The 21,415-nt window shown below is 74.1% G+C and carries 19 protein-coding genes; 11 read left to right on the top strand and 8 right to left on the bottom strand.

Annotation, left to right across the window (positions count from 1 at the left end; genetic code table 11):
* Window positions 1-79: 79 nt before the first annotated feature.
* The gene (nadE, locus tag ACWDRR_RS23740; RefSeq protein WP_449774199.1) at window positions 80-910 is read right to left on the bottom strand and encodes an ammonia-dependent NAD(+) synthetase; all 831 of its coding nucleotides are present in this window, start codon (window positions 908-910) and stop codon (window positions 80-82) included.
* A gap of 308 nt (window positions 911-1,218) precedes the next feature.
* On the opposite strand from nadE, the gene ACWDRR_RS23735 reads away from it, so the two are divergent.
* Entirely contained in the window at window positions 1,219-3,057 is a 1,839-nt protein-coding gene (locus tag ACWDRR_RS23735; protein ID WP_449774198.1) for a serine/threonine-protein kinase, read from the top strand.
* Between the two features lie 56 nt (window positions 3,058-3,113).
* Here the strand turns inward: ACWDRR_RS23735 and ACWDRR_RS23730 are convergent, their stop codons facing one another.
* From ACWDRR_RS23730 to ACWDRR_RS23710, 5 genes are all read right to left on the bottom strand, one after another.
* Window positions 3,114-4,211, bottom strand: a complete 1,098-nt coding sequence (locus tag ACWDRR_RS23730; protein ID WP_449774197.1) for an LLM class flavin-dependent oxidoreductase — start codon at window positions 4,209-4,211, stop codon at window positions 3,114-3,116.
* 282 nt (window positions 4,212-4,493) lie between these two features.
* A complete protein-coding gene (glnII, locus tag ACWDRR_RS23725) occupies window positions 4,494-5,516 on the bottom strand; it encodes a glutamine synthetase (protein ID WP_449774196.1) in 1,023 nt (340 codons plus the stop codon).
* 235 nt (window positions 5,517-5,751) lie between these two features.
* Window positions 5,752-6,834 (bottom strand): SCO1860 family LAETG-anchored protein, encoded by a 1,083-nt coding sequence (locus ACWDRR_RS23720; protein ID WP_449774195.1) that lies wholly within the window; start codon window positions 6,832-6,834, stop codon window positions 5,752-5,754.
* 206 nt (window positions 6,835-7,040) lie between these two features.
* Window positions 7,041-7,718 carry a uracil-DNA glycosylase gene (locus tag ACWDRR_RS23715; RefSeq protein WP_387890877.1) on the bottom strand — a complete coding sequence of 226 codons (678 nt, stop codon included), beginning with the start codon at window positions 7,716-7,718 and terminating at the stop codon, window positions 7,041-7,043.
* A 185-nt stretch (window positions 7,719-7,903) separates the two neighbouring features.
* On the bottom strand, window positions 7,904-8,995 hold the full coding sequence (locus ACWDRR_RS23710; RefSeq protein WP_449774194.1) for an amidohydrolase family protein: 1,092 nt from the start codon (window positions 8,993-8,995) through the stop codon (window positions 7,904-7,906).
* A 122-nt stretch (window positions 8,996-9,117) separates the two neighbouring features.
* Between ACWDRR_RS23710 and ACWDRR_RS23705 the strand changes: the two genes are divergently transcribed.
* Together ACWDRR_RS23705 and tmpA are read left to right on the top strand one after the other, a co-directional pair.
* On the top strand, window positions 9,118-10,218 hold the full coding sequence (locus ACWDRR_RS23705) for a pyridoxal-phosphate-dependent aminotransferase family protein (protein ID WP_449774193.1): 1,101 nt from the start codon (window positions 9,118-9,120) through the stop codon (window positions 10,216-10,218).
* A gap of 214 nt (window positions 10,219-10,432) precedes the next feature.
* A complete protein-coding gene (gene tmpA / locus ACWDRR_RS23700; RefSeq protein WP_449774192.1) occupies window positions 10,433-12,016 on the top strand; it encodes a 2-trimethylaminoethylphosphonate dioxygenase in 1,584 nt (527 codons plus the stop codon).
* 64 nt (window positions 12,017-12,080) lie between these two features.
* Here the strand turns inward: tmpA and ACWDRR_RS23695 are convergent, their stop codons facing one another.
* Window positions 12,081-12,899 (bottom strand): GntR family transcriptional regulator, encoded by an 819-nt coding sequence (locus tag ACWDRR_RS23695; RefSeq protein ID WP_449774281.1) that lies wholly within the window; start codon window positions 12,897-12,899, stop codon window positions 12,081-12,083.
* 342 nt (window positions 12,900-13,241) lie between these two features.
* Here ACWDRR_RS23695 and ACWDRR_RS23690 point away from each other — a divergent pair, with 342 nt between their 5' ends.
* From ACWDRR_RS23690 to ACWDRR_RS23665, 6 genes are read left to right on the top strand one after another with little or no spacing between them, the layout of a single operon-like run.
* Complete coding sequence (locus tag ACWDRR_RS23690; RefSeq protein WP_449774191.1) at window positions 13,242-14,414, top strand: ABC transporter substrate-binding protein; 1,173 nt, start codon at window positions 13,242-13,244, stop codon at window positions 14,412-14,414.
* Window positions 14,415-14,450: 36 nt separating this feature from the next.
* Complete coding sequence (locus tag ACWDRR_RS23685) at window positions 14,451-15,422, top strand: ABC transporter permease (protein ID WP_449774190.1); 972 nt, start codon at window positions 14,451-14,453, stop codon at window positions 15,420-15,422.
* Window positions 15,410-16,258, top strand: a complete 849-nt coding sequence (locus tag ACWDRR_RS23680) for an ABC transporter permease (protein WP_449774189.1) — start codon at window positions 15,410-15,412, stop codon at window positions 16,256-16,258. The genes ACWDRR_RS23685 and ACWDRR_RS23680 overlap by 13 nt, the downstream gene beginning before the upstream one ends.
* A gap of 22 nt (window positions 16,259-16,280) precedes the next feature.
* Complete coding sequence (locus ACWDRR_RS23675; RefSeq protein WP_449774188.1) at window positions 16,281-17,366, top strand: ABC transporter ATP-binding protein; 1,086 nt, start codon at window positions 16,281-16,283, stop codon at window positions 17,364-17,366.
* 43 nt (window positions 17,367-17,409) lie between these two features.
* Window positions 17,410-18,099, top strand: coding sequence for an HAD family hydrolase (locus ACWDRR_RS23670; RefSeq protein WP_449774187.1), 690 nt, complete (start codon window positions 17,410-17,412; stop codon window positions 18,097-18,099).
* 6 nt (window positions 18,100-18,105) lie between these two features.
* Window positions 18,106-18,426, top strand: a complete 321-nt coding sequence (locus ACWDRR_RS23665; protein WP_387890903.1) for a DMT family transporter — start codon at window positions 18,106-18,108, stop codon at window positions 18,424-18,426.
* A gap of 64 nt (window positions 18,427-18,490) precedes the next feature.
* Here ACWDRR_RS23665 and ACWDRR_RS23660 read toward each other — a convergent pair whose 3' ends face one another.
* Window positions 18,491-19,270, bottom strand: a complete 780-nt coding sequence (locus tag ACWDRR_RS23660) for an SDR family oxidoreductase (RefSeq protein ID WP_449774186.1) — start codon at window positions 19,268-19,270, stop codon at window positions 18,491-18,493.
* 518 nt (window positions 19,271-19,788) lie between these two features.
* On the opposite strand from ACWDRR_RS23660, the gene ACWDRR_RS23655 reads away from it, so the two are divergent.
* Both ACWDRR_RS23655 and ACWDRR_RS23650 read left to right on the top strand, forming a co-directional pair.
* Window positions 19,789-21,207 carry an endonuclease/exonuclease/phosphatase family protein gene (locus tag ACWDRR_RS23655; protein ID WP_449774185.1) on the top strand — a complete coding sequence of 473 codons (1,419 nt, stop codon included), beginning with the start codon at window positions 19,789-19,791 and terminating at the stop codon, window positions 21,205-21,207.
* Window positions 21,208-21,220: 13 nt separating this feature from the next.
* On the top strand, window positions 21,221-21,415 hold a 195-nt coding region (locus ACWDRR_RS23650; RefSeq protein WP_449774184.1), incomplete at its 3' end, for an alkaline phosphatase family protein.

Below are 21,415 nucleotides of genomic sequence, written 5' to 3'. Positions count from 1 at the left end.
AGCGCCTGACGCCCGACCCGCGCGGCCCGTGCGTCACCTGGTGACGCGCGGGCCGCGCGTGCGGGCGAGGTGTGGGGCCCTACGGCGCGATGGGCAGGCGGCGCTTGTGGTCGGTGAGGCGGTAGCGGCGGACGATCGTCTCGAAGGCCTGCTCGTCCACCGGCTTGCCCTCCAGGAAGTCGTCGATGTCGTCGTAGGTGACCCCGAGGGCGTCCTCGTCGGCCTTGCCCGGGGCGAGGGTCTCCAGGTCCGCCGTCGGGACCTTCCAGACCAGCTCGGCGGGCGCGCCCAGGGTGTCCGCGACGGCGCGCACCCGGCGCTTGGTCAGGCCGGTCAGCGGGACGAGGTCGGCGGCGCCGTCGCCGAACTTGGTGAAGAAGCCGGAGACCGCCTCGGCCGCGTGGTCGGTGCCGACGACCAGGCCGTCGTGTGCGCCGGCCACCGCGTACTGGGCGATCATGCGCTGGCGGGCCTTGATGTTGCCGTGCACGAAGTCCTGGTGGCCGGCGTCGCGGAAGGCCACGTCGGCGGCCAGTGCGGCGGCGAGCGCGGCGTCGCTCGCGGGCTTGATGTCGACGGTCAGCACGTCGTCCGCCCGGATGAAGGAGAGCGCGAGCTGGGCCTCGTGCTCGTCGGCCTGGACGCCGTAGGGCAGCCGCATCGCGTAGAACCGCGCCTGGTGGCCGGCGGCCCGGGCCCGCTCGACGGCGAGCTGGCAGAGCCGGCCGGCGGTGGTGGAGTCGACGCCGCCGCTGATGCCCAGCACGAGGGAGCGCAGACCGGTGGAGGTCAGCCGCTCGGCGAGGAAGGCCACCCGGCGCTCGATCTCCCGTGCGGCCTCGAAGGTCTCGGCGACCTCCAGCTCCCGGGCGATCTCCTGCTGCAGGGCGATGGACGCCGGCACGCTCACGTCTGCTCCTTGGTCGGGTTCACGATGTGCTGTCGCACCCACCCTACTCAGCCCCGATACCCGGCGGGAAAGCCCGTTCGGCCGGGGCCGGCACCGCCCGCCGCGGGGCCGGCCGGGGGCACCCCGGACCGGACGGCGGCTCCGTCGCCGCCGGTCGCCGCCCGTCCTTCGCACGCACACCCGCTGACGGTCCGTCGGGGGCGGTCCGTAGCATGGGCACGCACGCGGCCGGGGGGCTCGGCGTCCTCTGGCAGACTGTGCGACCAGCGAGCCGGCTGAACCGGGCATGACACATGGGGGCAAAGGGCATGAGCAGCCGGGGGACCGTGCTCGGGGGGCGCTACACGCTGACCGAGCGGATCGGCGGCGGGGGCATGGGCGCCGTCTGGCGTGCCGACGACGAGGTGCTCGCACGGCAGGTCGCCGTGAAGATCCTGCACCCGGGGCTGGTCGAGGACGGCACCTTCGCCAAGCGCTTCCGGCGCGAGGCCCAGCTGCTCGCCGCCCTGAAGCACCCCGGCATCGTGGACGTCCACGACTACGGCGAGAACGGCGAGGACTCCGGGGACGACCGGGTCGCCTACATCGTCATGGAGCTGGTCGACGGCCGGCCGCTGGACAAGGTGCTCGCCGAGAGCGGGCCGATGCCGCCCGAGCGGGCGCTGGGGCTGCTCGCCACCGCGCTGGACGCGCTGCACGCCGCCCACCGGCAGGACATCGTGCACCGCGACGTCAAACCGTCCAACCTGATGGTCCGGTCCGAGGACCGGGTGACGGTGACCGACTTCGGCATCGCGCGGGCTGTCGCGAGCACCCGGATCACCGCCTCCCACGCGGTGATCGGGACGGCGCTCTACATGGCGCCCGAACAGGCCGAGGGCCAGGCCGTCACCCCGGCCTCGGACCTCTACTCGATCGGCGTGGTCGGCTACGAACTGCTCACCGGACAGCCGCCGTTCGTCGGCGAGAGCGTGCTGGAGGTCGCCCTCAAGCACATCCGGGAGCCCGCACCGGAGCTGCCCGCGGCCCTGCCGGGGGCGGTGCGCGAGCTGATCGCCACCGCGCTGGCGAAGAAGCCGGAGGACCGCTTCGCCGACGCCGCCGTGATGGCCGCCGCCGCCCGGGCCGCGATCGGTGCCGCGACGCCCGCCGCCGTCCCGGCGACTCCTCCGACACCGGCGGCCCCGGCCAAGGCGGCTGCACCCGCCAAGGCGGCGGCCCCGGCCAAGGCGGCCGACGTCGGCAAGGTGGAGTCCCACGCCGCCACCGAGCCCGGCACCCGCCGCCGGCGGCGCGGCTTCCTCGTCCCCATCGTCATACCGGTGATCATCACCGCGGGCACCGCGACCGTCCTGCTGATCGACCGCACCCCGTTCACGTCCCAGGCGAAGACGCCCGGGGCACCGCAGCCGTCCGTCACGGCCTCCGCCCCGGCCAATGCCGGCACCCCGGCGCCGACGGCCGGTGCCCCGACGACCGCGCCCCCGACCACCGCCGCGCCGACCGGCACCCCGACCGCCCCCGGCGCCCAGCAGCCCACCCCTCCGCCGGGCGCCGCCACCCCGAGCCCCGGCACCGGCGGCACGAACGGCGGCGCCACCCCACGGGCGACCCAGCCCCCGGCCAACGTCCCGGCCCCGCCGGCCGGCACCCCCGCGCCCGGCAACCAGCCCGCCCCGGCGACGCAGCCCCAGCCGGGCGCCCAGCCGGCGGCGACCACCGCGCCGCCGCAGGCGCCCGCCACCCCGCCGGGCTGCGGCGGCACCAACTGGGGTTCCATCGTCAACGTGTCCTCCGGCCTCAAGCTCGGCCTGTCCAAGGACACCCCGGCGGGCGGCCAGGCCGTGGTCATGGGCGGGACGACCGCCTACGGCTGGGTGCACACCGTCCCGAGCAGCTGGCACCAGTTCAACCCGTGCAACCTGAGCGGCCCGGCCCTCGTCCAGGAGACGGACGGCCGGGTGACGCTCTCGGGCGGCTTCAGCTTCCTCACCAACTGGAAGGTCACCGCCGCGAGTACACCGGGCGCCTTCTACCTCGCCGACTACATGGGCTACGACTGCCTGACCGACAACGGTGCGGGCAAACCGGTCACCATGGTCAGCTGCACGCCCGGCAACAAGAGCCAGGAGTTCCGGATCCCCTGACCGGCGCCGGGGCCCGGCGCCGGGGCCGGCTCACACCCGGCCCGGGGCCCGCCCCGTCACGGCCGGCTCCAGAGGTTGCGGGCGGCGAGCAGCGGCAGGACCCCCTCGCCGAACCAGTAGGCCTCCTCCAGGTGCGGTATCCCGGAGAGCACGAACTCGTCGATGCCCAGCTCGTGGTACTCGGTGATGAGGTCCGCTACCTCGCGGTGGCTGCCGACCAGCGCCGTCCCCGCGCCGCCCCGCAGCAGGCCGATGCCGGCCCAGAGCCCGGGGTGGATCTCCAGCCGCTCGGCCGAGCCTCCGTGCAGCGCGAGCATCCGGCGCTGGCCCTCCGACTCGCTCTGCGCGAGGGCGCGCTGGGTCTCCCGGACCCTCCCCTGGTCCATCGACGCGAGCAGCCGCTCGGTCTCCGCCCAGGCCTGCGCGGAGGTGTCCCGGGTGATCACGTGCAGCCGGATCCCGAACCGGACCACCCGGCCCTGTGCGGCGGCCAGTTCACGGATCCAGGCGAGCTTCTCGCGGACCTGCGCGGGCGGCTCCCCCCAGGTCAGGTAGACGTCGGCGTACCGGGCGGCGACGTCGCCCGCCGCCGGGGAGGAGCCGCCGAAGTACACCGGCGGCACCGGATCCGGCAGCCGGTTCAGGACGGCCTGCTCGACCCGCAGATGGACGCCGTCGTGGTCGACGGTCTCGCCCGCCCAGAGCCGGCGGGTGATGGACAGGAACTCCCCCGTCCTGGCGTAGCGGGCGTCCTTGTCCAGGAAGTCCCCGTACGCGCGCTGCTCGGCCGACTCGCCGCCGGTCACCACGTTGAGCAACAGCCGCCCGCCGGACTGCCGTTGGTAGGAAGCCGCCATCTGCGCGGCCAGCGTCGGGCTGATCTGCCCGGGCCGGAACGCCACCAGGTACTTCAGCCGCTCGGTCACCTGGGTGAGCATCGCCGTGGTCAGCCAGGCGTCCTCGCACCACGCCCCGGTCGGGGTCAGCGCCCCTTCGAAGCCCAACTGCTCGGCCGTGCGCGCGATCTGGCCCAGGTAGGCGATGCTCGGCGGCCGGTCGGACCCGGCCGTGCCGGGCGTCGAGCCGTGCCCGCCGCCGACGATCTGCCGGCTGTCGCCGTTGGTGGGCAGGAACCAGTGAAAGGTGAGGGACATCGGACGGACACGCTCCTGGCGGTGGCTGGCTGCTGGTGAACCCGGGTTCGCGTCAGCAGCGACAGCCGGCCGCGCAGACCCGTCCCAGGTCGACGTGCAGTCGTCGTACGGGGAGGAAGGGGGCCGGAGCGGTCATGGGCCGATTCTCCGGGACTTCCGCCCCGCTATCAAGACACCCGCCCGGGCCGACGCGGCGGACCCGGCCGGAGCGCGGAAAGCCGCCGGGCCTCCCCTCGGCAGCGGAGGGGAGGCCCGGCGGGTGGTTCGGCTGGGGGGCGCGGCTCAGACGAGGCCGGCCTTCTCCAGGGCGGAGCAGCAGGTGTTGACCAGGAGGCGGGTCACCACGTACGGGTCCACGTTGGCGTTCGGGCGACGGTCCTCGATGTAGCCCTTCTGGTCGACCTCGACCTGCCACGGGATGCGGACCGAGGCGCCGCGGTTGGAGACGCCGTAGCTGTAGACGTTCCACGGGGCGGTCTCGTGCTTGCCGGTCAGGCGGGACTCGATGTCGGCGCCGTACTGGGTCACGTGCTCCAGGACGATCTCCTGCGAGGCGCCGAGCGACTCGCAGGCGGTGATGATCGCGTCGTAGCCCTCGCGCATCGCCTTGGTGGAGAAGTTGGTGTGCGCGCCGGCGCCGTTCCAGTCGCCGCGCGCGGGCTTGGCGTCGAGGGTGGCGTCGATGCCGAACTCCTCGGCGGTGCGGTAGAGCAGGTAGCGGGCGACCCACATGTGGTCGGAGACGGTCAGCGCGTCGACCGGGCCGATCTGGAACTCCCACTGGCCGGGCATGACCTCGGCGTTGATGCCGCAGAGCGCGAGACCGGCCGCCAGGCAGCGGTCCATGTGCAGCTCGACGATCTCGCGGCCGAAGACCTCCTCGGCGCCGACACCGCAGTAGTAGCCGCCCTGCGGGGCCGGGAAGCCGCCCTCGGGGAAGCCGAGCGGGCGGGAGCCCTTGAAGAAGGTGTACTCCTGCTCGATGCCGAAGATCGACTCCTGAGCGGCGAACTGCTCGGCGATCGGGCGCAGCAGCGCACGGGTGTTGCTCTCGTGCGGGGTGCCGTCGATCTCGTTGACCTCGCACAGGACGAGGATGTTGTCGCCGCCGCGGATCGGGTCCGGGAAGGTGGCGACCGGCTCGAGGACGCGGTCCGAGGCGTGGCCCTCGGCCTGGTTGGTGGAGGAACCGTCGAAGCCCCAGGTGGGGATCTTGTCCGCGTTGGCCAGGATCCGAGTCTTGGAGCGGAGCTTGGCGGTCGGCTTCGTGCCGTCGATCCAGATGTACTCGGCCTTGATTGCCACGGCGGTGAACCTCGCAAACAGAGTGGTGGGTGCCCGCGTAGCGTTGCAAGCCGCCGTTTCCCGGTTGTTCCTCCTATGTAACACCCAGGTGAACCAACCGTCCGCGTTGGCACGGTCACGGTGCGGGAGTGCCGCTCCTGGCACTCCCGCACGGCGCGGCCGGACCGGTGGGTGCCACGTCGGCGCCGCCCGCCGGGCCGCCCCGCCCCCGCCCCGCTCCCGCCCCGCTCCCGGCTCAGTGCCGGCGGGCGTGCGCGGCCCGGCGGCGGGTGGCCCAGAGGGCGCCGCCGCCGACCACGACCAGGGCGGCGGCCCCGGCGGCGAGCGGGCCGGTGGCGTCACTGCCACCGGTGGCGGCGAGGTTGGCGCCGGTGCCGGACGCGCTCGCACCGGCGGCCTGCGGGCGGGCGGACCGGCCGGGCGCCGTGGTGGTGGCGTCGACGGCCGGCTGGACGGCCGGGGTGGCGGCGGGCGCGGTGGTGACGGACGCGGTGGCGGGCGACGTCGGCGTGGCCGAGGGGGTCGGCTTCTCGCAGCTCACCGAGGCGACGGTGATCTTCCCGGTCACCTTGGCGACGTTGAGGTTCAGCGGGTTCACCTCGATCTGCACCTCCAGGGCCGAGGCGGCGGCCGTCGTCGAGGTGGTGGTCCGCTTGGAGAACTCCACCGAGACGCTGCCGACCAGCGGCACGTCCACGTGGGTCGGCCCGTACAGGCTGAGGGTGACCGGCTTGCCGAGGACGGTGAGCCGCGCGGGCGCGGTGACGTCGGCGGTGGGCGGCCCGTCGACCGGGCAGGTGACCGCGGAGCTGAGCGCCTCCAGGCCGAGCAGGGTGGTGGCCGGCAGGCCGGGCGCGTGCACGTCGGCGTTGACCAGCTTGACGGAGGCCGCGGTGCCCTTGGCGTCGGACGTGGTCACCGAGGTGCCGACGTCCGCCTTGACCAGGGTGACCGGGCCCTGCTGGTCGACGCCGTCGACCTTGGCCGTCAGCACCGAGCCTTCGCGCTGCGCCGGGGTCTCGACCTTGTTGAGCGCGAGGTTCACCGGGACATCCACCGTCTTGTTCAGCAGCGTGACGTCCAGGTCGAGTTCGGCGGTGACGGCGCGCGCCCGGCCGGCCGTGGCGGCGGGAGCGGAGCCGGCCGGCGCGGGGGTCGGCCCGGTCGCGTACGCCGCCGGCGCCACGACCAGCACCGTCGCCACCGCGGCGGCGACGACGGAACCGACCGCACCGGTGGAACCGACCGCACCGACGGAACCGGCAGAACCGGCGGAACCGGCGGAACCGGCGGCGGAAGCGGAACGGGAAGAAGACATGGCGGTACCCCCACAGGTGGTGATCTCGGTAGAGCGCGCCTCCGACATCACCCGCGGGGCGGGGCAAGGGGCTGGTGCTCCGAACGACGAGCCGCCAGTCTTATCGAACAGTGCGTCACATGAGCCACACGGAACGTCATTTCACTCATTCGGGTGAGATTGACGAGCAGTGGCGACGGATGGACGCCCGGACCACCCCCGGGGGCTTACGGCAGTCGCCAGTCCACCGGCTGGGCCCCCTGCCGCACCAGCAGCTCGTTCGCCCGGCTGAACGGCCGCGAGCCGAAGAAGCCGCCGTTCGCCGAGTACGGGCTCGGGTGGGCGGACTCGATCGCCGGCACCTCGCCCAGCAGCGGGCGCAGATTGCGGGCGTCGCGCCCCCAGAGGATCGCCACCAGCGGGCCGCCGCGCGCCGCCAGGGCCCGGATCGCCTGCTCGGTGACCTCCTCCCAGCCCTTGCCCCGGTGCGCGGCGGGCTTGCGCGGCGCGGTGGTCAGGGCCCGGTTCAGCAGCAGGACGCCCTGCTGCGTCCACGGCGTGAGGTCCCCGTTGGACGGCTGCGGCAGGCCGAGGTCGTTGCCGTACTCCTGGAAGATGTTGATCAGGCTGGCCGGGATCGGCCGCACCTCGGGCCCGACCGAGAAGCTGAGCCCGACGGCGTGCCCGGGCGTCGGGTACGGGTCCTGCCCGACGATCAGCACCCGCACGTCGGCGAGGGGTTGCTGGAAGGCGCGCAGGACGTTCGGCCCGGAGGGCAGGTACGTGCGGCCGGCGGCCAGCTCGGCGCGGAGGAAGTCGCCCATGGCGGCGACCTGGCCGGCGACCGGCTCCAGCGCGGTGGCCCAGCCGGGCTCGACGATCTCGTTCAGTGGACGCGGTGCCATGGTCGCCACCCTATCGGCCTACCCGGACAGGTCGTTCATCCGGATGATCATCACAACGATCACCGGAGGGCCGTCGGCCGGTCGAGGGCGGCGACCACGGGAAGCCGTGGACCGGCCACCCGGGGCGATCACCGGGACCGCGCCGCCCACCGCGCCATCCACCGCGCCGCCCACCGCCCCGGCGCTCAGCCCACCGGCCGGCCGCGCAGCACCACCAGCCGCGGGTCCGCGAGCACCCGGACGTCCGCGCGCGGGTCCTCGTCGTACACCACGAAGTCGGCCGGCGCCCCCTCCTCCAGGCCCGGGCGCCCGAGCCACTGCCGCGCGCCCCAGCTGGCCGCCGACAGCGCCTCGGCGGGGCTGAGCCCGGCCTTCACCAGCTCGGCCACCTCCTCGGCCACCAGCCCGTGGGCGAGCGAACCGCCCGCGTCCGTCCCGACGAAGATCGGGATGCCCGCGTCGTGCGCGGCCCCGACGGTGTCGTAGCGGCGCTCGTGCAGCCGGCGCATGTGCGCGGCCCAGGCCGGGAACTTGCCCTCGCCGCCGGCCGCCAGGCCCGGGAAGGTGGCGATGTTGACGAGGGTCGGGACGATCGCGACGCCGCGCTCGGCGAAGGCCGGGATCAGCTCCTCGGTCAGGCCGGTGGCGTGCTCGACGCAGTCGATGCCGGCCGCCAGCAGGTCGGGCAGCGACTCGGCGGCGAAGCAGTGCGCGGTGACCCGCGCGCCCTCCTCGTGCGCCGCCGCGATCGCCTCGGCCAGCGCGTCACCGGGCCAGCAGGCGGCGAGGTCGCCGGTGCCGCGGTCGATCCAGTCGCCGACCAGCTTCACCCAGCCGTCCCCGCGCCGGGCCTCGGCCCGGACGTAGGCGGCGAGGTCGCCGGGCTCGATCTCGTGCGCGTAGTTGCGGATGTAGCGGCGGGTGCGGGCGATGTGCCGGCCGGCCCGGATGATCCGGGGCAGGTCGTCCCGGTCGTCGATCCACCGGGTGTCGGCGGCCGAACCGGCGTCCCGGATCAGCAGGGTGCCGGCGTCACGGTCGGTCACCGCCTGCTTCTCGCTGGTGGCGGCGTCGACGGCGCCGTGCGCGTCCAGCCCGACGTGGCAGTGCGCGTCCACCAGACCGGGCAGCACCCAGCCGGTCACCGTCCGGACGTCGCCGGCCGCCGCCGGGCGGTCGAAGGCCACCCGGCCGTCCACCACCCAGAGTTCGTCCCGGACGTCCTGCGGCCCGACCAGCACCCGACCCCTGACGTGCAGCACCGCACCATCGCTCATGGCTCGCACTCTACCGAGCAGGGCCTTCCTTGTAAGCACGGACAATGAGGCAGACTCGTCCCTGTCCGAACCGCCTCCCGGCGCCCCCTCCCCCGCTGTTCACCGAAAGGCCGGCCGCCACCGTGAGCCCCTTCCTCGACCTTCCCCCGCTCAGTGCCGCCGCCTTCGCGGCGATCGAGGACCAGGTCGCCGAGCTGCTGCAGACCGGCGCCGATGTGATCGTGACCCAGGGTGAGGCGCTGCTGCCGCTGGAGGCCGCGATCCGCGGCGCCGCGCACCCGGGCTCCACCGCGCTGAACATCGTCACCGGCCCGTACGGCCAGACCTTCGGCAACTGGCTGCGCGACTGCGGGGCGACGGTCGTGGACCTCGCGGTCCCGTTCGACAGCGCGGTCACCGCGGGGCAGGTCGCCGAGGCGCTGGAGGCCCACCCGGCGATCGACTTCGTCTCGCTGGTCCACGCCGAGGCCGCCACCGGCAACACCAACCCGGTCGCCGAGATCGCCGCCGTCGTCCGCGCGCACGGCGCGCTGCTGATGGTGGACGCCGTCGCCTCGGTGGCCGCCGAGCCGCTGCTCACCGACGCGTGGGGCATCGACCTCTGCGTGATCGGCGGGCAGAAGGCGATGGGCGGCCCGGCCGGCGTCTCCGCCGTCTCGGTCTCCGAGCGCGCCTGGGAGCGGATCGCCGCCAACCCGGCCGCGCCGCGCCGCTCCTACCTCTCGCTGCTGGACTGGAAGGAGCGCTGGACGGACGCCGGGCGCACCGCGCTCCCGCACGCGCCCGCCCAGTTGGAGATGCTGGCGCTCGGCGCCTGCCTGGACCGGATCGCCGCGGACGGCCTGCCCGCCGTGATCGCCCGCCACCGCGCCGCCGCCGCCGCGACCCGCGCGGGCGTCCGCGCCCTGGGCACCGTCACCCCGTTCGTCCCGGACGACGCCCACGCCGCGCCGGTCGCCACCACCCTGCGCACCCCCGCCGGCCTGTCCGCCGCCGACCTCGCCGCCGACCTGCTGCGCCGCGACCCGGCCCTCCCCGTCCAGCCCGGCGGCGGCGCGCTCGCCACCGAGATGCTCCGGGTCAACCACTACGGCCCGGCCGCCGACCCGGACACCGTCCGCGCGACCCTCACCGCCCTGGCCGCCGCCCTCGGCACCGACGCGTCACCCGCCCTCGCGGCGGCGGACGCGGCCTGGGAGGCGGCGGGCCGCTCGTCCGCGTGAGGACCGTTGCGGCCCGGCGCGGCCGGGACCACCGGCGGGCCCGCGTCACCCTCGGCGGCCTTTGAGCACCGCCGCCGTCAACCCCTCGGGAGCTTCTGTTCCCGAGGGGTTCATGGTTTCGCCACCCGGATCTCACCCTCGCCCGCAAGGCTCCTCTCAGCGCGAAGTTGGCTATACAACTTGTCCCACTGGCCGCCCTGCCGAGGAGGAGCCCATGACCACCCACCTGCCGCCGTACTGGCTGCGCGACAACTGCCCCTGTGCCGAGTGCCGGGACCAGCGCAACGGGCAGAAGCTGTTCCAGATCACCGACCTGCCGGCCGACCTCGCCGTCGCCGCGCACACCGAGATCGGCGGGAACCTGGAGGTGCTCTGGTCGGACGGCCACCGGTCGCGCTACCCGCTGGAGTGGCTGGAGCGGGACGCCGACGGCGACGGGCGCACGGAGGCGGAGAAGCGGCTCTGGGTCGCGGCCGACTTCCGGCACGGGATCCCCGAGGCGCAGTGGGCCGCCTACCTGGCCGACCCGGCGGAGCAGGCGGCGGTGCTCGGGGCCGTCCGGCGGTCGGGGTTCGCGGTGCTGCGCGGGGTGCCGGCGGTCGAGCGGCAGGTGCTCAAGGTGGCCGAGACCTTCGGGTACGTCCGGGTCACCAACTACGGCGAGCTGTTCGACGTCCGGGTCGAGCCGGATCCGAACAACCTGGCCTTCACCAGCGCCGCGATCGCCCCGCACAGCGACAACCCGTACCGGGACCCGGTGCCCACCCTGCAGCTGCTGCACTGCCTGGAGAACTCCGCGACCGGCGGCGACTCCGGCCTGGTGGACGGCTTCAAGGCGGCCGCACTGCTGCGCGAGGAGGCGCCCGCGGACTTCGCGGTGCTGACCCGCACGCCCGTCCCCTTCGTGTTCCGCGACCGCGGCACCGAACTGCGCGCCGACCGGCCGCTGATCGAGGTGGACGCGCTCGGCCGGATCCGCGAGGTGCGGTTCAACAACCGGTCGATCAGCACCCTGCGCGCGCCCGCCGAGGAACTGGACGCCTTCTACGCCGCCTACCGCCGGTTCGCCGCGATCACCCTGCGGCCCGCGCTCCAGCTGGAGTTCCGGCTGGACCGGGGCGACTGCCTGATCTTCGACAACGTCCGCCTGCTGCACGCCCGGACGGCCTTCGAGCAGGACGGCTCGCGCCACCTCCAGGGCTGCTACGCGGACCTCGACTCGCTCTCCTCCACCCTCGCGGTGCTGGAGCGCCGCTCCGCCGCGCTGGACGCGATCGCCGAGCTGTTCGCCGGCGAGGGGGCCGGCGAGTACCTGGGCGAGGCGGTCACCATGGCCGAGCACATGCTGCAGGCGGGTGCGCTGGCGCAGGCCGCCGGGGCGGCCCCGGAGCTGGTCGCGGCGGCCCTGCTGCACGACGTGGGCCACTTCCAGGGCACCCTGCACGGAAGGGACCTGATGCAGGGTCAGGACAACCGGCACAGTGACACCGGCGCCGCCTGGCTGGCGCAGTGGTTCGGCCCGGAGGTCACCGAACCGGTCCGGCTGCACGTGGCCGCCAAGCGCTACCTGTGCGCGGTCGAGCCCGGCTACCGCGAGCGGCTCTCCGAAGCCTCGGAGTACACCCTCCAGGTGCAGGGCGGTCCGATGGGCGAGGAGCAGGCGGCCGCCTTCGCGGCGCTGCCCGGCGCGGCCGACGCGGTCGCCGTGCGCCGCTGGGACGAGCAGGCCAAGGAGGCGGACGCCGCGACGCCGGGGTTCGAGCACTTCCGCCCGCTGCTGGCCGCCCTGATGCGCTAGGGCCGGAGGCCGCGGGCCCGAGTGGGAAGTCGGCCCGTCCGACTTCCCACTCCCGCACCGGAGTTCAGTCACCCTCCCGGGCGTGCCGGGAAAGGGCCGACGTGGCCAGCGAGTTGTGCACGCTGAAGGCCACCGTGCCGGGCAGGTAGCGGTCCTGGGACCACTCCACCGGCATGCCGGTCGGGTCGGTGGTCCGGCGCCGCTCGCGCAGCAGCGGGCTGCCCCGGCGGCAGCCGAGCAGCCGGGCGTCCTCCGCGTTGGCGGCGACGATGTCGATGGTGTGGTCGGCGTCCGTGAACAGGATGCCGTGCTCGCGCAGGACTTCGGTGTGCGAGACCACGTCGGGCGGCAACTGGGCCACGATCTCGCCGATCCGCGGCGGGTAGACCGTCCGCTCGACCATCACCGGCGTCCCGGCGAGCGTGCGCAGCCGGACCGTCACGTACACCTCGGACCCGGGCTCCAGCCGCAGTTGCTCGCGCTCGGCCGCGTCGGCCGGCCGGCGGACCAGCGAGTCCAGGATGCCGCCGGGCTCCTCCCCCATCGAGTAGGCCCAGTGCGTGAAGCTGAGCAGCTCGGAGAAGCTCTGCACCCGGGCGGTGCCCAGCACCACCCGCCGGGTCCCGCGCCGGGAGGTGACCAGCCCGTCCGAGCGCAGCACGGCGAGCGCCTGGCGGACGGTGCCGCGCGAGACGCCGTACTGCTCGGCCAGCGCGCCCTCCGCGGGCAGCCGGCCGGCCTCGCCGAACGCGCCGGTGGTGATCGCCTCGCGCAGATCGGCGGCGACCTTGCGGTAGAGCGCACCGGCGGCGCGCTCCTGGCCGGGCGCGGCAGGGGCCGCCGGGGCCGCCGGGACCGCGGGGCGGTCGGGCTCCAGTGCCACGTCAGTCAATGTCCCTCCTGGGGCGGTGTCCTGCGCAGCCGTACCGGCCCGGACAGCCCGACCTTATCCCGCTGCGCCTTCGAAGCATCGCACTCGGCCGATCACTCCCCGAGGGCCTGATTCGACCGTTCCCGCATCCGACCCCGGTTCTGGGCCATCCGTTCACCTTCCCGTCACCGGACTCGGGCGTACTTACCCCCGTCAGGCGAAGTTGGCTAGTCAACTCGGACGGTTCCGAACGGCCGGTCGCCCGACCTCTCCCTTACGAAGAAGCACCTCCCGCGAGACGCACCCCCGCGAAACGCACTCCTCGCAGTACGCCCCTGATCAGGAGACTGACCCGTGACCGTGCACCGTGCCCGCGCCGCCGCCTTCGCGGCCGTACTGACCGCCGCCGCGCTCTCCCTCACCGCCTGCGGCTCCGCCGGTTCGACCGCCCCGAAGTCCGGTGACGCCGCCAAGGCCGGCGCCAAGGACGCCAAGGACGCCACCTCGCTCGCCGACTTCGGCGGTCTGGACGGCCTCGTCGCCGCCGCCAAGAAGGAGGGCAAGCTGCACGTCATCACGCTGCCCAGGGACTGGGCGAACTACGGCAAGATCATGGACTCGTTCAAGGCCAAGTACGGCATCGAGATCGAGGACGAGAACCCCGACGGCTCCAGCCAGGACGAGATCAACGCGATCACCTCCCGCAAGGGCCAGGACCGCGCCCCCGACGTCGTCGACCTCGGCAGCGCGTTCGCGCTCCAGGCGGTCAAGGACGGCCTGCTCGCCCCCTACAAGGTGGCCACCTTCGACAAGGTGCCGGACACCATGAAGGACGCGAACGGCGCCGCCGTCAACGACTACGGCGGCTACGTCTCGATCGGCTGCGACGCCAAGAAGATCGCCAACTGCCCGAAGACCTTCGCCGACCTGCTCAAGCCCGAGTACAAGGGCCAGGTCGCCCTGAACGGCAACCCGACCAAGTCCGGCTCCGCCTTCGGCGGCGTCTACGCGGCCGCGCTCGCCAACGGCGGCTCGCTGGACAACATCCAGCCCGGCATCGACTTCTTCGGCAAGCTGAAGTCCTCCGGCAACTTCAACCCCGTCGAGTCCACCCCGGCCACCATCGAGAAGGGCGAGACCCCGATCTCGATCGACTGGTCGTACCTGAACGCCGGCTACACCGACGAGTTCAAGGAGAAGGGCGTCGACTGGAAGGTCTCCGTCCCCTCCGACGGCAGCTACGCCCAGTTCTACAACCAGGGCATCAACAAGTGGGCCCCGCACCCCGCGGCCGCCCGCCTGTGGCAGGAGTACCTGTTCAGCGCCGAGGGCCAGAACCTCTTCCTCGGCGGCTACGCCACCCCCTCCACCTTCGAGGCCCTGAAGAAGGACGGCACGCTGGACGCCGCGGGCGCCGCCAAGCTGCCCGCCGTCGAGAAGCCGTTCACCACCTTCCCGACCCAGGACCAGATCACGGCCGCCAAGAAGGTCGTCACCGAGAACTGGACCAAGGCCATCGCGGGCTGACGACCGGCCGCTGAACCGAACGGGCTGATCCCACTCATGACCACGGCTCCCACCCCGGTGCCGACCACCCCCGCCGCCACCGACCTCGGTGGCGGCGCGGGGGCGTCCAGCACCGCCACGACCGCCACCCCCACCCCCACCCCGCACCGGCGCCGCGGGCCCCGCCCGCGCGGCGGCTCCTGGCTCGCCACCGTGCCGCTCTTCCTCTTCTTCGCGATCGGCTTCGGCCTCCCCGCCGTCGCCATCGTGATCGGCGCCTTCACCACCTCCAGCGACGCGGACGGCGGTGGCGGCCAGTTCACCCTGGACAACGTGACCGCCTCCGTCCAGGGCGCGTACTGGACGGCGATGGTCAGCAGCCTCAAGCTCTCCGCGCTGACCGCGCTGCTCTCCACCGTGATCGGCCTGCCGATCGCGCAGGCCGTGGTGACCTCCCGGCACACCTGGCTGCGCCAGGCCGTGCTGACCGCCTCCGGCGTGCTCGCCAACTTCGGCGGGCTGCCGCTCGCCTTCGCCTTCGTCGCCACCCTCGGCAACGCCGGTGAGATCACCAAGCTGCTCCACCTGACCGACCACGGCTGGTCGCTCTACACCTTCACCGGCCTGACGATCGTCTACCTGTACTTCCTCATCCCGCTGATGGTGCTCACCATCACGCCGGCCCTGGACGGCCTGCGGGTGCAGTGGCGCGAGGCGGCCCACAACAACCGGGCCACCACCGTCCAGTACTGGCGCCACGTCGCACTGCCGATCCTGCTGCCCTCCCTGCTCGGCGGTTTCGTGCTGCTCTTCGGCAGCGCCTTCGCCGCGTACGCCACCGCCGCGGCCATGGTCGGCGCGACCGTGCCGCTGGTCAGCCGCTCGATCGCGGACGCGCTCTCCGGCAACGTGCTGGTCGGCCAGGGCAACCTCGCGCTCGCCCTCAGCCTCAACATGATCGTGGTGGCCGTCCTGGTGATGGCCGTGTACCTCCCCCTCCAGCGCCGGAGTGCCCGATGGCTCAGCTGACCTCCGCCCGCCCCTCCTCGCCGCGCCGCAAGGTGCGCTGGTGGCGCGGCGCCGTCCTGCTGCTCGCGGGCGTCTACTTCGTCGTCCCGCTGGCCGCCGCCGGCTACTTCTCGATCGACGACCCGAAGGGCTACTCCTTCGAGGCGTACACCGGCCTGCTCAGCGCCCCCGGCTTCCTGGACAGCCTGTGGCTCACCCTGGAACTCGCCGTCGTCACCGTCCTGGTGCTGCTGCTCCTGCTGGTGCCGGCACTGATCGCGGTGCGGCTCGGCTCGCCGAGGCTGCGCCCGGTGATCGACGTGCTCTGCACCCTGCCGCTGGTCGTCCCGCCGGTCGCGCTGACCGCGGGCATGATCGGGGTGCTCCGCTGGGGCCCGGACTACCTGATGGACACGCCGTTCTTCCAGACCTTCGTGTTCATCCAGGACCCGGACTTCCCGCTGGTCCTGGTCATCGCCTACGTGCTGATGGCGCTGCCGCTCGCCTACCGGGCGATCGACGCCGGCCTGCGCGCGGTGGACCTGCGCACCCTCGTCGAGGCCGCCCGCAACTGCGGCGCGAGCTGGCCGCGCGCGGTGTTCACCGTCGTGCTGCCCAACCTGCGCGGCGCGCTGCTGAACGCCTCCTTCCTCACCCTGGCCCTGGTCCTCGGCGAGTTCACCGCCGCCTCGATCCTCGGCTACCAGCCCTTCCCGGTGTGGATCTACTCGGTCGGCAACAGCCAGGCCCACATGTCGGTCGCGGTCTCCATCCTGAGCCTGCTGATCACCTGGCTGCTGCTGCTCCTGCTGGCCACCGTCGGCCGCGAGCGCCGCCACAAGCCCACCACTTCCTGAAGCCCCCGGAGCGATCCACATCATGACCACGGTTACCGCCCCCGTCGCCGGCGTTCCCCTCGCACCCGGCGGCGCGACCGTCGAATTCCGCACCCTGCGCCGCTCGTTCGGCGCCACCACCGCCCTGGACGGCCTCGACCTGACCGTCCACCCCGGCGAGCTCCTCGCCCTGCTCGGCCCGTCCGGCTGCGGCAAGACCACCGCGCTGCGCATCCTGGCCGGCTTCGAGCAGCACGACTCCGGCCAGGTGCTGGTGGACGGCGAGGACATCACCCGCATCCCCGCGCACCGGCGCGACGCGGGCATGGTGTTCCAGTCCTACAGCCTCTTCCCGCACCTGACGGCCGCCGACAACGTCGCCTTCGGGATGCGGATGCGCGGCACCGGCAAGGCCGAGCGCCGCAAGCGCGCCCAGGAGCTGCTGGAGCTGGTCGGCCTGCCGCAGCACGCCGACCGCTACCCGCACCAGATGTCCGGCGGCCAGCAGCAGCGCATCGCGCTCGCCCGCGCGCTCGCCCTGCAGCCGCGCGTGCTGCTGCTCGACGAGCCGCTCTCCGCCCTGGACGCCAAGGTCCGCCTCTCGCTGCGCGAGGAGATCCGCCGCCTCCAGCAGGAGCTGGGGATCACCACCCTGTTCGTCACCCACGACCAGGAGGAGGCGCTCTCGATGGCCGACCGGGTCGCGGTGCTGCGCGCGGGCCGGCTGGAGCAGTGCGCCACCCCGTCCGAGCTGTACGCCCGCCCGGCCACCGCCTTCGTCGCCGAGTTCGTCGGCACCATGAGCCGCATCCCGTGCACCCGCACCGCCGACGGCGTCGAGGTGCTGGGCCGCCGCCACCCGGTCGACGGGGTCGCGCCCGCCGACGGCGAGCTGGAGGTGCTGGTCCGGCCGGAGAACGTCTCGCTCAGCCCCGCCGCCGACGGCCCGGCCCTGGTGGTCGCCGCCTCCTTCCTGGGCGCCGTCACCCGGCTGACCGTCCGGCTCGACGACGGCACCGAGGTCAAGGCCGACCTGCCGACCGAGGCCGCCGCCGCCCTGCCGATCGGCTCCCGTGCCGGGCTCGGCCTGCCGGAGCGCCCGGTCCTGGTGGACCGCCGTTCCGTCTGAACCGACCCGCTCCACCTCCACGAGCACCATCGAAGGTACCGCCATGCCTGCATCCGACGTTCCCGCCACCACCCGCCCCGCCGCCGTCCTCTTCGACATGGACGGCACCCTGGTCGACACCGAGCACCTCTGGTGGCAGGCCGCCGCCGAACTCGCCGACGAGCTGCACCACGCCCTCACCGACCAGGACGCCCCCGAGGTGCTCGGCCGAGCCATCGAGCACACCGCCGCGCACCTGCACAGGGTCACCGGCACCTCGCTGAGCGAGGCCGAACTCGCCGACCGCCTCGGCGACTCCTTCGCCGGCAAGGTCGCCGCCTCCACCGTCCCCCGGCCGGGCGCGCTCGCCCTGCTCGCCGAACTCCGGGACGCCCGGGTGCCCACCGCGCTGGTGTCGGCCTCGCCGCGCCGGGTGGTCGACCTCGTGCTGTCCGCGATCGGCCGCGACTGGTTCGCCGTCACCCTCGCCGCCGAGGACACCGCGCGCACCAAGCCCGCGCCCGACCCGTACCTCGCCGCCGCCGAGCGGCTGGGCCTGGACCCGGCGGACTGCGTGGCGGTCGAGGACACCCCGACCGGCGTCGCCTCGGCCACCGCCGCGGGCTGCGCGGTGCTCGCCGTCCCGTCGACCGCCACGCCCATCCCCGGCGGGTCGCGCGTCACCCTGCTGGACAGCCTGGTGCACGCCGACCTCGCGCTGCTGGGGAAGCTCGGCGCCGCCCCGGCGGTTTGACCGGCCATGGCCTATCTCCTGCTCGCCCTCGCCATCATCAGCGAGGTCTGCGCCACCAGCGCCCTCAAGCTCACCGAGGGCTTCACCCGCCTCTGGCCGAGCATCGGCGTGGCCGTCGGCTACGTGCTCTCCTTCGCGCTGCTCGGCAAGGCGCTGAAGCACATCCCGGTCTCGGTCGCCTACGCCGTCTGGTCCGGTGCCGGGACGGCCGCCGTGGCCGGGATAGGCGTGGTCGCCTTCGGTGAGTCCCTCGGCCGGCTGCAGTGGCTGGGTCTGGCGCTGATCATCGTCGGCGTGGTGGTGCTCAACCTGAGGAGCAGTCACTGAGGACGCCCGCCCCGACGGCGGGGCGGGCCCCCGAGGACCCGCCCCGCCCCACCCCGCCCGCAGGTCAGTTGGGCGCTATCGGCCCGAGGTAGGTGCCGCCCGACACGTCGATGGTCTGGCCGGTCACCCAACGCCCCCGCGGGCCGGCCAGGAAGCCCACCACCTCCGCGACGTCCTCCGGCTCGCCGAGCCGGCCGAGCGCGGCGATCGACTCCAGACCCGCGACGACCTCCGGGATCGCGGTGTGGGCCGCGATCATGCCGGTGCGCACCGGGCCGGGCGCGACCGTGTTCACCGTGATCCCGCGCACGCCCAGCTGGTTGGCCAGCGACGGGCCCATCGACTCCAGCGCGGCCTTGCTGATGGTGTAGCCGATCTGGGCCGGGACGGCGATCCGGCTGGCCATCGATCCCATGTTGATCACCCGCCCGCCCTCGTTCAGCAGCTCCAGCGCCCGCTGGATGACGAAGAACGGCGTGACCACGTTGACCGCCAGCAGCCGGCCCAGCTCCTCCTCGGTGACCTGCCCGATCAGGCTGCCCGAGCTGATGCCGGCGTTGTTGACCAGGATGTCCAGGCCCTTCGCGCCGTGCTCCGCCAGCCCGGCGGTCAGCCCCTCGAACAGCCGGTCCACCGCGCCGGGCTCCCCGAAGCGCGCCTGCACCGCGAACCCCCGGCCGCCGGCCTCCTCGATCAGCGCCACGGTCTCCGAGGCCGCCCCGGCGTTCCCGCCGTAGTGGACCGCCACCAGCGCGCCCTCGGCGGCCAGCCGCAGCGCGACCGCCCGCCCGATCCCGCCCGATCCCCCGGTCACCAGGGCGGTCCTGCCGTCCAGTTCAGCCATCGTCGTGCTCCTCGTACTCCGCCGGTCCCGCGACGGGATCCCGGCACATGGTCCGACCCCTCCGGGCCGGATCCCGAACCACGCCGGTGCCCGAGCCCCGTCACCGATACCCCCGTCACCGGTGCCGAGGGGCTCGTGCCCGGCGACTCCAAGCCTGGTGTCCGCGCAGGTCGGGATCAACGCCGACTTCGCTACCGTCCCGATCACCGTGCGGTTATCGATCCGGGGCGTTCGGGACTGCCCGCGGCCGCGGGCCTTCACCGGGACCGCCCGCCGGCTCGGCCCGCGCCCCGTCGGCGGTTCCCGTCCCGGCGTGAGCCCGGCGTGAGCCCGGCGTGCGGGCCGGCCGGAGCCGCCGGATGCGGCGCCACCGTTCGCCAACGACCAACACTCAACGGTGAGTTGTCCGTCCTCCCGGCGACCGGCCATGTCGCGTTCACGCGGAGTACGCCGCTCTTCGGGTCAATGGGCGTCCAGTTGTCCAGCCAACTCGACGCCCCCCGACCCGAAGGACCCTCGTGGCCGCAGGAAGCACCCTCGCCCTCGCCTCCCCCGCCGCTCCGGCCGAAGGCGACAAGCTCACCTTCCACTGGACCACCACCGCCCCCGACGCCAAGAACTGGGTCGGCATCTACGACGGCACCCGCCAGCCCGGCAACGGCGCCTCGCTGCTCTGGAAGTACACCCCCGGCACCTCGGGTGACGTCCAGCTCGACACCTCCGCCCTCACCGGCGGGCCGTACACCGCGTACCTGCTCGCCAAGGACGGCTACGGCATCCTGGCGCAGACCGCCCCCTTCACCTTCCGCCCCAAGCCCGCGCCCGTCCGCCCGCACCTCGCCGTGGACGCGCTCACCGCGACGGCCGTGGCACCCGGCGGCGCCGTCTCGGTCAAGCTCGGCGGCCTCTGGTGCCGCCCGGCCGGCGCCCCGACCTTCCGCAAGGTCGGCGGACCGGCCTGGCTCTCGGTCGCCGCCGACGGCACCGTGACCGGCACCGCGCCCACCGGCGTCGGCGACGTGCAGCTCCTCGTCGGGGTCAAGGACACCGGCGGCGTCACCGACGCCCTCACCCTCACCGTCCCCGTCGTCGACCCGGCCGCCCCGCCGCGGCTCAAGGCCGCCGCCTGGAACCTCGCCAACGCCGGCGCCGCCTTCACCGACGCGCCCGAGAAGCAGCTGCGCACCGTCCTCACCCAGGGCCTGGACGTGCTGGCCCTCCAGGAGACCGCCGGCACCGCCGCCCAGAGCCTCGCCACCGCCCTGGGCTGGTACGCCTACCAGAGCGCCGGCAGCGTCGGCATCCTCAGCCGGTACCCGCTCACCGCCGTCACGGCCACCACCGCCTCGCTGCCCGCCGCCGGAGCCACCCTCCAGCTCCCCGGCGGCCGGAGCGTGCGGTTCTGGGCCGCCCACCTGGACGAGACGAGCTACGGCCCCTACGCCGCCCAGGACGGGCAGAGCGCCGCGCAGATCACGGCCACCGAGAACGCCTCCGTCCGCCTCCAGCAGGCCAAGGCCCTCGCCACCGCCGTCCGGGCGGACATCACGGCCGGCCGCGCGGTCGTCCTCGGCGCCGACCTCGCCTCGCCGTCGCACCTGGACTGGACGGCCGCCACCGCCGGACAGCACAGCGGCGTCGGCGCGGTCGACTGGCCGGTCACGGTGGCCCTCCAGGGCGCCGGACTGACCGACTCCTACCGCAGCGCCCACCCGGACCCGCTCGCCTCGCCGGGCGCCACCTGGTCGCCGACCCGCAAGCAGCGCGCCGCCAAGCCCGAGCCCCAGGACCGCATCTGCGCCGTGCACTTCGCCGGCCCGCTCACCCTGGTCGAGGCCCACACCCTCGTCACCGGCTGGCCCCAGCCGGACCCGAGCGCCGCCGGCAACGGCTGGCCCTCGGACTGCGCCGCCGCCGTCGCCACCTTCCAGCTCTGAGAGGCCGCTCCCGATGACCGCACTTTCCCGCCGCACCTTCGTCGGCGCCACCGCGGCCGCCGGCGCCGCCGCGCTCACCGGCCTCCCCGCCGCCGCCGCGAAGGCCGCCACCTCCGGCAGCATCGCCGACGTCAAGCACGTCGTGGTGCTGATGCAGGAGAACCGCAGCTTCGACCACTACTTCGGCGCCCTGAACGGCGTCCGGGGC

The organism is Kitasatospora sp. NPDC003701, from assembly GCF_053587085.1.
The sequence above is the reverse complement of the archived record's forward strand: the minus strand, read 5'-3'. Positions and strand labels throughout refer to the sequence as shown.